Origin of the sequence: Xanthobacter wiegelii (assembly GCF_043193855.2) — a bacterium.
GTDB lineage: Bacteria > Pseudomonadota > Alphaproteobacteria > Rhizobiales > Xanthobacteraceae > Xanthobacter > Xanthobacter flavus_A.
Genome location: NZ_CM195529.1, coordinates 3,219,156 through 3,231,812 on the forward strand (window position 1 = coordinate 3,219,156; position 12,657 = coordinate 3,231,812).

General features: G+C 67.8%; 12 protein-coding genes. 4 read left to right on the forward strand and 8 right to left on the reverse strand.

Annotated elements, in window-relative coordinates:
* Positions 1-28: 28 nt before the first annotated feature.
* From V5F63_RS14930 to coxB, 6 genes are all read right to left on the reverse strand, one after another.
* Positions 29-856, reverse strand: coding sequence for a cytochrome c oxidase subunit 3 (locus V5F63_RS14930; protein ID WP_209483446.1), 828 nt, complete (start codon positions 854-856; stop codon positions 29-31).
* Positions 857-984: 128 nt separating this feature from the next.
* Positions 985-1,650, reverse strand: coding sequence for a cytochrome c oxidase assembly protein (locus V5F63_RS14935; RefSeq protein ID WP_209483449.1), 666 nt, complete (start codon positions 1,648-1,650; stop codon positions 985-987).
* A gap of 82 nt (positions 1,651-1,732) precedes the next feature.
* The gene (locus tag V5F63_RS14940; RefSeq protein WP_394102802.1) at positions 1,733-1,930 is read right to left on the reverse strand and encodes a cytochrome c oxidase system small membrane protein; all 198 of its coding nucleotides are present in this window, start codon (positions 1,928-1,930) and stop codon (positions 1,733-1,735) included.
* Positions 1,927-2,889: a heme o synthase gene (locus V5F63_RS14945; protein ID WP_209483453.1), complete on the reverse strand. Its 963-nt coding sequence runs from the start codon at positions 2,887-2,889 to the stop codon at positions 1,927-1,929. The genes V5F63_RS14940 and V5F63_RS14945 overlap by 4 nt, the downstream gene beginning before the upstream one ends.
* A 121-nt stretch (positions 2,890-3,010) precedes the next feature.
* Positions 3,011-4,657 carry a cytochrome c oxidase subunit I gene (ctaD, locus tag V5F63_RS14950; protein WP_209483455.1) on the reverse strand — a complete coding sequence of 549 codons (1,647 nt, stop codon included), beginning with the start codon at positions 4,655-4,657 and terminating at the stop codon, positions 3,011-3,013.
* Between the two features lie 124 nt (positions 4,658-4,781).
* Complete coding sequence (coxB, locus tag V5F63_RS14955) at positions 4,782-5,612, reverse strand: cytochrome c oxidase subunit II (protein ID WP_394030782.1); 831 nt, start codon at positions 5,610-5,612, stop codon at positions 4,782-4,784.
* Between the two features lie 625 nt (positions 5,613-6,237).
* Between coxB and V5F63_RS14960 the strand changes: the two genes are divergently transcribed.
* The 3 genes from V5F63_RS14960 to V5F63_RS14970 all read left to right on the forward strand — a co-directional run bounded on the left by V5F63_RS14960 (position 6,238) and on the right by V5F63_RS14970 (position 10,271).
* A complete protein-coding gene (locus V5F63_RS14960) occupies positions 6,238-6,819 on the forward strand; it encodes an invasion associated locus B family protein (protein ID WP_209483458.1) in 582 nt (193 codons plus the stop codon).
* A 214-nt stretch (positions 6,820-7,033) separates the two neighbouring features.
* Positions 7,034-8,875: a monovalent cation:proton antiporter-2 (CPA2) family protein gene (locus V5F63_RS14965; RefSeq protein ID WP_209483460.1), complete on the forward strand. Its 1,842-nt coding sequence runs from the start codon at positions 7,034-7,036 to the stop codon at positions 8,873-8,875.
* A 352-nt stretch (positions 8,876-9,227) separates the two neighbouring features.
* Positions 9,228-10,271, forward strand: coding sequence for a DUF937 domain-containing protein (locus V5F63_RS14970; protein WP_209483462.1), 1,044 nt, complete (start codon positions 9,228-9,230; stop codon positions 10,269-10,271).
* A 121-nt stretch (positions 10,272-10,392) separates the two neighbouring features.
* Here V5F63_RS14970 and V5F63_RS14975 read toward each other — a convergent pair whose 3' ends face one another.
* Positions 10,393-10,722, reverse strand: coding sequence for a DUF1127 domain-containing protein (locus tag V5F63_RS14975; protein WP_394102801.1), 330 nt, complete (start codon positions 10,720-10,722; stop codon positions 10,393-10,395).
* Positions 10,723-11,005: 283 nt separating this feature from the next.
* On the opposite strand from V5F63_RS14975, the gene V5F63_RS14980 reads away from it, so the two are divergent.
* On the forward strand, positions 11,006-11,887 hold the full coding sequence (locus tag V5F63_RS14980; RefSeq protein WP_209483466.1) for a LysR substrate-binding domain-containing protein: 882 nt from the start codon (positions 11,006-11,008) through the stop codon (positions 11,885-11,887).
* Positions 11,888-11,896: 9 nt separating this feature from the next.
* Here V5F63_RS14980 and V5F63_RS14985 read toward each other — a convergent pair whose 3' ends face one another.
* Positions 11,897-12,613, reverse strand: coding sequence for a GntR family transcriptional regulator (locus V5F63_RS14985; protein ID WP_245327179.1), 717 nt, complete (start codon positions 12,611-12,613; stop codon positions 11,897-11,899).
* Between the last annotated feature and the right edge of the window lie 44 nt (positions 12,614-12,657).

Here is a 12,657-nt window from a genome sequence, read left to right on the forward strand (position 1 = left end):
CTTGTCTCTGGCGCGAAGGGCCTTCGGATCAGGCGTGTCCGCCCTGCGCCCACACGTAGATGAAGGTGAACAGGAACAGCCACACCACGTCCACGAAGTGCCAGTACCAGGCGGCCGCCTCGAAGCCGAAATGCTTCTGGGGGGTGAAGTCGCCCATGTAGGTGCGCATCAGGCAGACGGCGAGGAAGATGGTGCCGACGATCACATGGAAGCCGTGGAAGCCGGTCGCCATGAAGAAGGTCGCGCCATAGATGTTGCCCGAGAAGTGGAAATGGGCGTGGTAATACTCGTAGGCTTGGCACATGGAGAACAGGACGCCGAGGATCACCGTGCACCACAGGCCCCACTTGAGGCCCTGGCGGTCGCCATGCACCAGCGCGTGGTGCGCCCAGGTCACCGTCGTGCCCGAGGTCAGCAGGATCAGCGTGTTGAGCAGCGGCAGGTGCCAGGGATCGAGGCTCTCGATGCCCTTGGGCGGCCACATGCCGCCGGTGAATTCCATGCGCTGGAAGTTGATGGCCTCGCCGGCGAACAGCGACGCATCGAAGAAGGCCCAGAACCAGGCGACGAAGAACATCACCTCGGAGGCGATGAACAGGATCACGCCGTAGCGCAGGCCGAGCACCACGACGCGGGTGTGGAAGCCGGCGCGGCTCTCGCGGATCACGTCCCGCCACCAGCCGAACATGGTGTAGAGCACGCCGAGGAAGCCGACGATCATGACGAGCGAGGTGCCGCCATGCATCCACACCACGGCGCCCGAGGTGAGGATCAGCGCCGCGACCGAGCCGATGATCGGCCACGGGCTCGGGTCCACGACGTGGTAATCGTGCTTCTTGATATGTACGTCGGCCATGGCGAACCGGCCTCCCCTTTTCCCTGTCTCGTCCCGCCCGCCCGGCGTCACGCCGGGGAGCCTATTGCTGTCCAGAACGGCGACGCCGCCCTGATGTCATGCCCCGTGGGGCGGTGATCGTTCGCGCCCTAGAGGGGCTTGCGCGTGCCGTCCGCGTCGACGCCGACCTTGCCCGGCTTGTCCGCGCGGACTTTGCTCAGCGCGTCCGCGTCGGCGCGGACCTGCGGCCTGTCCGGCTTCGCGGGGAAGAACGTGTAGGACAAGGTGATGTCCTTCAGCGTCTTCAGGTCGGGGTCGTCGGCAATGGCGGGGTCCACGTAGAACACCACCGGCATGTCCATCTTCTCGCGGCCGGCCAGCGTCTGCTCCTCGAAGCAGAAGCATTGCAGCTTCACGAAATAGGCGCCGGCCTGGGGCGGCGACACATTGTAGGTGGCGTTGGCGCGGGTGTCGTCGGCGGAGCGGTTCAGCGCCGTGTAATGGGCGAGGCTCGTGGCGCCGATCTTCACATTCATCTCGCGCTCGACGGGCGCGAAGGTCCACGGCAGGCCGGGCGAGACGTTGGCGTCGAAGCGGATGGTGATCTCGCGCTCAAGCGGCGCGGCGGTGGGTGTCGCGCCGACGCGGGTGGCGCCGCCGAAGCCGGTGAGCGAGCAGAACATGGCGTAGAGCGGCACGGAGGCGTAGGTCACGCCCACCATGGCGGCAATGAAGCCGACGCACGCGGCCGCCACCACCCAATGTCGGGCGGCGCGGGGGGCGTTCTCGGCCATCTTGTCGTTCGCCTTGTCCATTCCTCGTCCTCGCGTCCGGTCTCTCCTGCGAGAGAAGTCGCCCCCGGACCCCATCCTCTGCCTGTCCCCGAATGCCCCTGCCCTACAGCGGGCGGTTGAGCACGTTGGGACCGAGCTTCACGATCGTCACCACGTAGAACAGCAGCGCCAGGAACCCCAGCACGGAGGCGATGGCGATGTTGCGCGCCCGCCGCCGCTTCAGCTGCTCCGGCGTCAGCACCACGCCGTCCTCCTTGGGAGGGCGCGGCTTTTCCTTCTTTTCACCCTTTTCACCGCTCATCGCAGCAGGCCACCGATGACCGCCTCGCCGAGCAGCGTCGCGAACAATGCAAACAGATACACGATGGAAAATCCGAACAGGCCCTTGGCCGCCTTCACCGCCGCCTCGCCCTCACGCACGCGGAAGACGCGCACGGCGAGCACGATCATCCAGGCCCCGGCCAGCACCGAGACCGCGCCATAGGCGAGGCCGGCATAGCCGAGGAAGGCGGGGCTGGCGGCGAGCGGCACCAGGAACAGGGTGTAGAGCAGGATCTGGAGGCGGGTCTCGTCCGGCCCTGCCGTCACCGGCAGCATGGGCACGCCGGCGCGGGCGTAGTCGTCGGCCCGGTAGAGCGCCAGCGCCCAGAAGTGCGGCGGCGTCCAGAAGAAGATGATGGCGAACAGCAGCACCGGCTCCAGCGACACCGTGCCGGACGCGGCGGCCCAGGCGACCAGCGGCGGGAAGGCGCCGGCGGCGCCGCCGATGACGATGTTCTGCGAGGTCGAGCGCTTCAGCCACATGGTGTAGATCACCACATAGAAGAAGATGGTGAAGGCGAGCAGCGCCCCGGCGAGCGCATTGACCAGCAGGCCGAGAACCACCACCGAGAAGGCGGAGAGAGTGAGGCCGAAGGCCAGGGCCTCGTGCCCGGTGACGCGGCCGGACGGCACCGGACGGCCGCGCGTGCGGGTCATCACGGCGTCGATGTCGGCATCCCACCACATGTTGAGGGCGCCGGAAGCGCCCGCGCCGACGGCGATGCAGAGCAGGGCCGTGAAGGCGATGACGGGATGCACGTCGCCCGGTGCGCGCACGAGGCCGACCAGCGCCGTGAAGATCACCAGCGACATCACGCGCGGCTTCAGGAGCTCGAAATAATCGCGCGGAGCCGCCAGCCCCTCGCCGGCCGACGCGACCGTGCCCGACGCCAAAGCGTAGGGGTCGGTTCCGGTCAGGCTGGCACGCTCGTCACTCATTCGGTTACTCCGGACGTCCTGGTACGCGGGACTGAAAGGCGCGTTTCAGATTTCAACGATGGCGGCCCCGAAGAGCCGCGGGAGCCGCGGTGTCCCGCGGCTCCGGAGCTTTGCGACTGCCTCACTTGATGCGGGGCAGGACCTCGAACTGGTGGTAGGGCGGCGGAGAGGACAGGGTCCATTCCAGCGTGGTCGCGCCCTCGCCCCACGGATTGTCGGCCGCCTTCTCCTTGCGCAGGAAGGCGAGCGCGGTGCCGGTGAGGAAGATCAGCACGGCGATGCCCGAGATGTAGGAACCGATCGACGAGATGAAGTTCCAGTGGGCGAACGCGTCCGGATAGTCCGCATAGCGGCGGGGCATGCCGGCGAGGCCGAGGAAGTGCTGCGGGAAGAACACCAGGTTCACGCCGACGAAGGTGACCCAGAAGTGCAGCTTGCCCCAGAACTCGGGGATCATGTAGCCGAACATCTTCGGGAACCAGTAGTACCAGCCCGCGAAGATGGCGAACACGGCGCCGAGCGACAGCACGTAGTGGAAGTGCGCCACCACGTAATAGGTGTCGTGCAGCGAGCGGTCGATGCCGGCGTTGGAGAGCACGACGCCGGTGACGCCGCCGACGGTGAACAGGAAGATGAAGCCGATCGCCCACAGCATGGGCGTGCGGAACTGGATGGAGCCGCCCCACATGGTGGCGATCCACGAGAAGATCTTCACGCCCGTGGGCACCGCGATGATCATGGTGGCGGCCACGAAGTAGGACTGCGTGCCGGAGGAGAGGCCCACCGTGTACATGTGGTGCGCCCACACCACGAAGCCCACCACGCCGATGGCGACCATGGCATAGGCCATGCCGAGATAGCCGAACACGGGCTTGCGGGAGAAGGTGGACACGATGTGGGAGATCAGCCCGAAGCCGGGCAGGATCAGGATGTACACCTCGGGGTGGCCGAAGAACCAGAAGAGGTGCTGGAACAGGATCGGGTCACCGCCGCCGGCCGGATCGAAGAAGGTGGTGCCGAAGTTGCGGTCCGTCAGCAGCATGGTGATGGCGCCGGCGAGGACGGGCAGCGACAGCAGCAGCAGGAAGCCGGTGATGAGCTGCGACCAGGCAAACAGCGGCATCTTGTGCAGCGTCATGCCCGGGGCGCGCATGTTGAAGATGGTGGTGATGAGGTTGATGGCGCCGAGCAGCGAGGACGCGCCGGCGATGTGGAGGGAGAAGATCAGGAGATCCATGGCCGGGCCGGGGTGGCCGAGCTTGGACGAGAGCGGGGGATAGATGGTCCAGCCGCCGCCGAAGCCGTTGGTGCCGGGCGCGCCTTCCACGAACAGAGAAGCCAGCGCCAGGATGAAGGCGGGCGGCAGCAGCCAGAAGGCGATGTTGTTGATGCGCGGGAACGCCGTGTCCGGCGCGCCGATCATCAGCGGGGCGAAGTAGTTGCCGTAGCCGCCGATGAGCGCGGGCATCACCATGAAGAAGATCATGATGAGGCCGTGGCCGGTGGTGAACACGTTGAAGGTCTGCGGATCCTTGAAGATCTGAAGGCCCGGCTCCTGCAGTTCCATGCGGATGCCGATGGACAGGGCGCCGCCCACGATCCCCGCCACGATGGCGAAGATCAGGTACATCACGCCGATGTCCTTGTGATTGGTCGAGAAGACCCACCGCTTCCAACCCGTGGGGATGTGCGAATCGTGGGTGTCGCCGTAGCCGTGGCCGTGGGCGCTTTCGTCGTGATGGCTGTGGGTGACTGCCTCGGTGGCCATTCCCGCTTTCCTCGTGTTCCCGGCGCCGGCCCCGTCCCGCCGCGCCGCATCTACCCTGGAAACCGCCCGGCCGTCCGCCGCGCGGAGAAACATCGCGGGTCCGCGCGGGGCGGACCCTTTGAAATCAGCGCGCGGTCGCGGCGCCCTCGAGGCTGCCCGCGTCAGCGAGATTTCCCGCGTCAGCGAACTTGCCTTCGGCATCCTTGGCGGAGGCGAACTTGGCCTTGGCCTGGGCGACCCAGGCGTTGAAGTCGGCCTCGCTCACGGCGCGCACGGCGATGGGCATGAAGGCATGGTCGCGGCCGCACAGCTCGGAGCACTGGCCGTAGTACACGCCCTCGCGGGTGATCTTGAACCAGCTCTCGTTCAGGCGGCCCGGCATGGCGTCGATCTTCACGCCGAAGGAGGGCACCGCGAAGGAATGGATCACGTCCGCCGCCGTCACCTGGATGCGGATGTTCTTGTTGATCGGGACCACCACCTCGTTGTCCACCGCGAGGAGGCGGGGCTGGCCGGGCTTCAGGTCCTTCTCGGCGACCATGTAGGAATCGAAGCCGAAGCCGCCGTTGTCCGGATATTCGTAGGACCAGTACCACTGGTGGCCCGTCACCTTAACGGTGAGGTCGGGCTTGGGGATGTTCAGCTCAAGGTGCAGCAGCCGGAACGAAGGGATGGCGATCAGCACCAGGATCAGCACGGGGATGACCGTCCAGGCCACCTCGATCATGGTGTTGTGGCTGGTCTTGGAGGGCACCGGATTGGCGCGCTCGTTGAACCGCACCGCGACGATCACCAGCAGCACCAGCACGAACAGCGTGATCGCGGTGATGATGGTGATGAGCAGGAAGTTGAAACTGTGGATGTTCTCCATCACCGGCGTGACGGCATCCTGAAGGTTGATCTGCCACGGGGCGGGCTGGCCCATCTGGGCGTTCGCCCCCGCGCTCGCGAGCATCGCCGTGGCGAACACGCCGGCGGCGAGGGCTGCATCGCGCATACGGGCCGCGGTGCGAATGAGCGACATCATCTTCTACCCATCTCCCTGGCCGGCGGAGACCCGCCGGAATTTCCCTGCCGCCGGCGCGCCGTGGGGGCGCGTCACGAGGCCCTGTCCGAGTGCGAGACCCATTTTGGCAGTCGCGTGCAACTGCGCTGTTTTTGGGCAGGCACTCTCCCTAGAATCCATCAAACACAATTGGGTTCGCCTTGCAATCGCCCCGGGTTGGTCGCCGATGCGACATTAAGTCGAACGGTCCGGAAGGCGCCCGGACGGGTCTTTCGCCCCCCCGCCGCGAGCCCCCGCCCCGCCTCGATTTTGGGGCCTTGCGCGGGCACCGGCGCATACCCCGCGCGGGGCGGTGGATGACGCCACGGGGGACAATATGGCGCGCGTCCGGACGCAGCGGCAGCTCTGCCTGACCCAGCGGAACGAGGGCCGCGGAGAATCTCCCCGCCATCCCCCGCAGAAGCGATCCTGCCCCATTGTTGACGCGATGCCTTGGGCATTAAGGCATTGGTTCACGAAATCAGATAAGGCAGGATCGCCCGGCCTCCCCCGCCGGACACTGCCGGAGCTTGCGATGGTCCTGTCGTTCCGACCTTTTCCCGCCATTGAGACCGATCGCGCCAAGACGCCCGGCCCCGCGACCCGCCGCGCCGGGGGGCGCGCGCTCGTGCTGTTCGTCGGCGCCTTCGTGGTCGCGCTGATCTCGGCGGCGGCGCCGGCGGCGGCGCAGGGCGTGGTGAAGTCGGTGTTCGGCGAATGGCAGATCCGCTGCGACACCCCGCCCGGCGCGCAGAGCGAGCAGTGCGTGCTGCTCCAGTCGGTGCAGGCGGAGGACCGGCCCAACGTCGGTCTCACCGTGATCGTGCTGAAGACCTCGGACCAGAAGAGCCGCCTTCTGCGCGTGCTGGCGCCGCTCGGCGTGCTGCTGCCCGCCGGCCTCGGCCTCAAGATCGACGACCAGGACATCGGCCGCGCCGGATTCGTGCGCTGCCTGCCCAACGGCTGCGTCGCCGAGGTGGTGATGGACGAGACCCTGGTCGGCCGCCTCAAGACCGGCAAGCTCGCCACCTTCATCATTTTCCAGACACCCGAGGAAGGCATCGGCGTGCCGCTCAGCCTCAATGGATTCGGCCCCGGCTTCGACGCCCTGAAATGACCGCCGCGCTGCGCTGATGATCGCCGCGCTGCGCTGACCTGCGGACGGCCATCCCGGCGCCGTCCGGGCGGCATGGTTTCGACACGCTCGCCCGTCATGAGCGGTTTGGGGGCGCCACCGGGGGACGGGTGGCGTTGAACTTGCTTGAAACCAGCCGTTGCGGAAGCCATTCCGATCCGCCAAGGATCGCAGCGGTGGGGGGAGGACGTCGCGCATGCCAGTCGATGAACACGCCTTGTTCGGTGCAGCGCTGGCCTTCATGTGCGCCGCCGTACTCGCCGTCGTCGTCGCCAAGCGCATCGGCTTCTCGCCCATAGTCGGCTACCTGCTCGTCGGCATCGCCATCGGCCCCATCGGCATCAACGTGGCCGACCCGGCGGTGGTGCATACCGTCGCCGAGTTGGGCGTGGTCATGCTCCTGTTCCTCGTGGGACTGGAGCTGAAGCCCTCGCATCTGCTCTCCATGGGGCATTACATCTTCGGGCTCGGCACGGCGCAGCTGGTGCTCACCTCCCTCGCCTTCGCGCTGCTCGCCTATTTCGGCCTCGGCTTCGGCGTCGCGGCGGCAGTGGTCTCGGGCCTCGCGCTGTCGGTGTCGGGCACGGCCATCGCGCTCCAGTTGCTGGGCGAGCGCGGCGACCTCGGCAGTCCCTACGGCCAGCGCACCTTCTCCATCCTGCTGTTCCAGGACATCGCGGTGGTGCCGCTGCTGGCGCTGGTGCCGCTGCTCGCCCCCGGCGGGGAGAGCGAGATCCACGATCCCAAGGGCACGCTGGTCCAGGCGGCCATGGCGGTGGGCGCCATCGCGGTGATCGTGGTCGCCGGCCGCTATCTCCTCAATCCCCTGTTCCGGGTGCTGGCCCGCTCCGGCGCGCGCGAGGCGATGACGGCGGCGGCGCTGATGGTGGTGCTGGGCGCCGCCGGCCTCATGGAGATCGCCGGCATGTCGGCCGCCATGGGCGCGTTCCTCGCCGGCCTGCTGCTGTCGGAAAGCACCTTCCGGCACGAACTCGAAGCCAATGTGGATGCCTTCCGCGGCCTGCTGCTCGCCATCTTCTTCATGAGCATCGGCATGACGCTGAACATCGATGTGATCCTCCACCACATCCCGCGCCTCGTGGTGGGCGCGCTGGCGGTGGCGGTCATCAAGTCGGTGGTGGTCTATCTGGTGTTCCGCGCCGACAACATCGCTCCCGGCGATTCCCTGCGCGCCGCGGTGGCGCTGATGGCGGCGGGCGAGTTCGCCTTCGTGCTGTTCCCGCTCGGCCTCGCCAACGGCATCCTGCGCACCGAGCAGGCGGATCTGCTCATCGCCCTGGCCGCGCTCACCATGGTGCTCGGCCCGCTGCTGTTCGCCGGCATCTCGCGCTTCCTGCCGCGCTTCGCCCCGGCCGTGCCCGAGCCGCCCGCCGACGATTTCACCGATGCCGACGGCTCGGTTCTGGTCATCGGCTTCGGCCGCTTCGGGCAGATCGTCTCCCAGTGTCTTCTGGCGCAGGATGTGAGCGTCACCATCATCGACAAGGACGTGGAGATGATCCAGAGCGCCGGCCGGTTCGGCGTTCACATCTATTATGGCGACGGCACCCGGCTCGACGTTCTTCGCGCCGCTGGCGCGGAGACGATGGAAGTGATCTGCGTCTGCGTGGACAACAAGGAAGACGCCAACCGCATCGTGGAGATCGTGCGCGCTTCCATTCTGGGGCCGCGCCTGTTCGTGCGCAGCTTCGATCGCGTGCACTCGATGGAGCTGGTGCGGCTCGGCGTCGATTTCGAGCTGCGCGAGACGCTCGAATCGGCCCTCTCCTTCGGCGCCCGCACGCTGGAGGCGCTGGGAGTGAGCGAGAGCGCCGCGGAGGCCCGCATCACCGACGTGCGCGAACGCGACCGCGCCCGGCTGGAGCGGCAGATGCAGGACGGACTGTTCGCTGGCGGCGACGCCTTTGCCCGCCCCAAGGTGGAGCCGGAGCCCCTCACCGAGCCGGAGCGCCGCGCCCGCCCGCTCAACCCGGAAGCGCAGGACATCCTCAGCCACGAGACCGAATTCTCGGGGTAAGGGGGAGCGCGGCTCCCGGTATTTTGCCCGCTGCGCGGAAGTCCCGTGCCGGCCCCCGGATCAGCGCTCCGCCCGGCACCGCCGCTTGCCGCCGCCGTCGTCCTCCGACTTGATCGGAGGACCCATTTCGCCGTTCGCCCCCACGCCCGCTTCAGCCCAGCGATGGGCCCTCCGGTCAGGCCGGAGGGCGACGGCGGACACATGCTCGCCCATCCCCGTCAATTCCCCTGATCCAACCGAAGCATGTCGTGATTTCGGCGGGACGATGGCGTAAGCTCCTGCCAAGATTTCGGGCAGAAGCCGGAGCGGACGCCTTCGCCCGCGCAGGTCCGGAATCGGACGGAGTCGGTGGATGGATCAGTTTGTGGAGATGCTGCGCGCGGCCCAGGGCGGGCAGGCGATGGACAATATCGGCCGCATGTACGGCCTTTCCGCGCAGCAGGCCCAGCAGGTCGCCGAGGCGGTGATGCCCGCCTTCGCAGCGGCGTTCAACCAGGCCTCGCAATCTCCCGATTCCCTCGCCGCGCTGATGACGTTGATGACCAGCGGCCCCTACGGCGCCTTCTATTCCCAGCCCGCCGCCCCGGCCGAGCTGACCCGCGCCGGATCCGAGGCGCTCGATACCGTCTTCGGTTCGTCGGACGTGAGCCGCGCGGTGGCGGCCCATGTCGCTTCCTCGACCGGCCTCGGCATGACCCTGGTGAAGCAGGTGATGCCCACCTACGCCACCCTGGTGGTGGGCGGGCTCGCCAAGTCGCTGGCCGCCTCCGGCGCCCTGCAGCAGATGCTGGCCGCCATGCTGAGCCGCATGCCCGGGCAGACCGAACAGAAGATTGCCCCCATCTCCTCCGGCAATCCCTGGATCGACGCCTTCCTGGCCTTCACCAGCACCGCCACCGAGCAGGGCGGGCGACCCTATTCCACCGGCAATCCCTGGGCCGATTCCTATGCCCAGATGATGTTCCAGCGCGCCGCCCCGGCGCCCGCGCCCCAGCGCAACCCGGCGAACGCATGGCAGGACGTGGTGAACGCCATGACCAAGACCATGACCCAGGCCGGCGTGCCGCCCACCCGCGAGAAGCCGCCGGAGCCCCCGCCGGCACCGCTGCTGCCGTTCCAGAACTTCTTCGCCCAGATGTTCGCCCAGGGCTTCCCGCCGCCCTTCCCGCCCCCCACGCAGCCCGGCGCGGCGGATGCGGGCCGGCAGGCCTACAGCGTGCCCGACTTCTGGCTCGACATCATGCGCTCCGCCGCCTCCTCCATGGCCGCCGCCACCCAGAGCATGAGCGCGGCCACGCAGAACGTCCAGAATGTGCAGGAGGCGGAGACCCTCCCGCCGGACCGCCCCCGCCTCGGCCGGGCCGACAGCGACAAGTCATCGGGCGGCGGCAAGTAGAGCGGCGGCAAGTACAGCGGAGGCGCATAGAGCGCAGACAAAAATCGACCCGCGCCGGTTGCGGACGGCGCGGGTCGAGGAACGGCGGAATCGAGGGGCGCTTCCGCCGGATCAGGTTCAATCAGTCGACCGGGTTGCCACGCCACGCGGCGAGCCGCGCCGCCGCCCGGCGCTCCCGCACGCGGGTCACCAGCGTCTGGGTCGGATCTTCGAACAGCGGGGTGGCGGCGGCATCGCGCAGGTCCGCCCGCGTCACACCGATGTCGCGCAGCATGTGGTCGTCGAGATGGGAAAGCTCGGCCATCATCTGCCGTCGCTCCATGACGCGGCCGATGGTCTTCACCGACTGCAAGCCCTTGGCCGCGACGCCGACGGCCGAGAGGCACAAAGCGGCGACGAGTTCGCCAGCGGGGGCGAAGGGGGTCCTGCGGGTTTCACCATGGTACGTCATCTTCATCTCCGTTGCCTGGATGCGCTCCGCCGACCCTCCTTTCCGGGGCCGTGATGGTCTGAACACACCCGGCATGTGCCGAACGGGCCCGATAAGCCCCCGAACACCCCGGTGAAACCACCCGATTTCGCGCCGCATCCAATCGGCAGGACCTTTCTGGATGCTTCGCACAAATCACGCTAGCGAATGTTTTTCATCTCTCGTATCGTTTTGCGTGATGATTGCGGCGACGGGGCGGCCGGCCCATGCGGCCGGCGCAGGGCTGCCCCTCAGGAGCGCGACGATGACAGCCATGCTCGACCCCGACCAGCTGAGAACCTTTGTGGCCATTGCGGAAACGGGCAGTTTCACGAAGGCTGCGGAGGTGGTCCACAAGACCCAGTCGGCGGTCTCCATGCAGATGAAGCGGCTGGAGGAGCGGGTCGGCCGGCCCGTCTTCGTCCGCGACGGCCGCGCCTCCCGCCTCACCGAGGACGGCGAACGCCTGCTGGACTACGCCCGGCGCATCGTGAAGCTGAACATGGAAGCCGTCTCCAGCTTCGCCGACGCGGAGCTTTCGGGGCGCGTATGCCTTGGTGTGCCGGACGATTACGCGGATCGCTATCTGCCTGATATCATGGCGCGATTTTCCCGCACCCATCCGTCCGTCGAGCTCACCGTGATCTGCGAGCCCACCGCCGAACTGGTGCAATACATTGCCGCCGGCACCATCGATCTCGCCATCATCACCGCCACCGAGATCACCTCCCGCAATGCCCATGTGATCCGCCGGGAGCGGCTGCTGTGGGTCTCCTCCGCCCGCCATGCGGCGCATCTGGAAACCCCGGTGCCGCTGGCTTTGGGACGAACCACCTGCCAATGGCGGGAGATCGCCGTCTCGCGGCTGGCGGGGGCCGGGCGGGGGCACCGCATCCTCTACACCAGCCCCAATTGCGGAGCCGTGGTGGCGGCGGTTCTCTCCGGCTTGGCAGTGTCGGTGCTGCCGGAATCCGCCCTGCGGACGGGGATGCGCGTGCTCGGCGCGGCGGACGGGTACCCGCCCCTACCCCCTTGCGATATCGGACTTTTGCGCAACCGGCATGAGCCGTCACCGCTGGCGGATGCGCTGGCGCAGCACATCGTCCAGGGCCTCGACAATCTCACGGACGCAGACGCGGCGGAATAGGCGCAGTCCTCAGAGCGTCTCGGCGTAACGCTCGTAGGCATCCTCGACGGTCAGGATGTGCGCGCGCATGGCCTGCGCCGCCTCCCCCTTGTCGGCGCGCAGGATGGCCCGAACCACCCTGTCGTGCTCCTCATAGGAGCGGGCGAGTCGCCCAAGCGTGCGGAACTGCGCGCGGCGGAACGGCTGCAGGCGGGCGCGGGTCGCCAGCGTCAGTTCCGTCAGATACTCATTGTGGCTGCCGGCATAGAGCGTGGTGTGGAACCGCTCGTTCAGCAGCGTGTAGCTGCTCTCGTCGCCCCTGCGGGTGAGATCGGCCAGCTCGGCATGGATGGACTCGAGCCCCGCCCGCTCGGCCGGCGTCATGTTCACCGCGCTCAGCCCGGCGCACAGGGCTTCCAGCTCCGCCATCACATCAAACATGCCGCGCAGCCGCTCCAGAGAGGGCTGGGCCACGAGCGCGCTGCGATGGGGCCGCGCTTCGACCAGGCCGGAGGCGGCAAGATCGCGCAATGCCTCCCGTACCGGCGTGCGTGAGACGCCGTAACGCTTTGCGATATCGACCTCTTCCAGCGCGGTGCCGGGGGCGAGGCGTCCGCGCACGATGTCGTCGGCGATCTGCAGGCGCAGTTCCTCCGTGCGCGTCACCGGGCGCCCCACCGTGCGGCGCTTGCGCACGCGCGGGGCGGGGTCCGATGTCTTCAGGGGAGATGGCGCGAACAGGGTCATGTGCAGGATTTTACCGGGATTCCCGCCTGAGGCGAAATCCGTGA

Coding starts and splice junctions, on each gene's coding strand:
- V5F63_RS14930 (WP_209483446.1), bottom strand. CDS start 856: ATGGCCGACGTACATATCAAGAAGCACGATTACCACGTCGTGGACCCG.
- V5F63_RS14935 (WP_209483449.1), bottom strand. CDS start 1,650: ATGGACAAGGCGAACGACAAGATGGCCGAGAACGCCCCCCGCGCCGCC.
- V5F63_RS14940 (WP_394102802.1), bottom strand. CDS start 1,930: ATGAGCGGTGAAAAGGGTGAAAAGAAGGAAAAGCCGCGCCCTCCCAAG.
- V5F63_RS14945 (WP_209483453.1), bottom strand. CDS start 2,889: ATGAGTGACGAGCGTGCCAGCCTGACCGGAACCGACCCCTACGCTTTG.
- ctaD (WP_209483455.1), bottom strand. CDS start 4,657: ATGGCCACCGAGGCAGTCACCCACAGCCATCACGACGAAAGCGCCCAC.
- coxB (WP_394030782.1), bottom strand. CDS start 5,612: ATGCTCGCGAGCGCGGGGGCGAACGCCCAGATGGGCCAGCCCGCCCCG.
- V5F63_RS14960 (WP_209483458.1), top strand. CDS start 6,238: ATGGTCCTGTCGTTCCGACCTTTTCCCGCCATTGAGACCGATCGCGCC.
- V5F63_RS14965 (WP_209483460.1), top strand. CDS start 7,034: ATGCCAGTCGATGAACACGCCTTGTTCGGTGCAGCGCTGGCCTTCATG.
- V5F63_RS14970 (WP_209483462.1), top strand. CDS start 9,228: ATGGATCAGTTTGTGGAGATGCTGCGCGCGGCCCAGGGCGGGCAGGCG.
- V5F63_RS14975 (WP_394102801.1), bottom strand. CDS start 10,722: ATGACGTACCATGGTGAAACCCGCAGGACCCCCTTCGCCCCCGCTGGC.
- V5F63_RS14980 (WP_209483466.1), top strand. CDS start 11,006: ATGACAGCCATGCTCGACCCCGACCAGCTGAGAACCTTTGTGGCCATT.
- V5F63_RS14985 (WP_245327179.1), bottom strand. CDS start 12,613: ATGACCCTGTTCGCGCCATCTCCCCTGAAGACATCGGACCCCGCCCCG.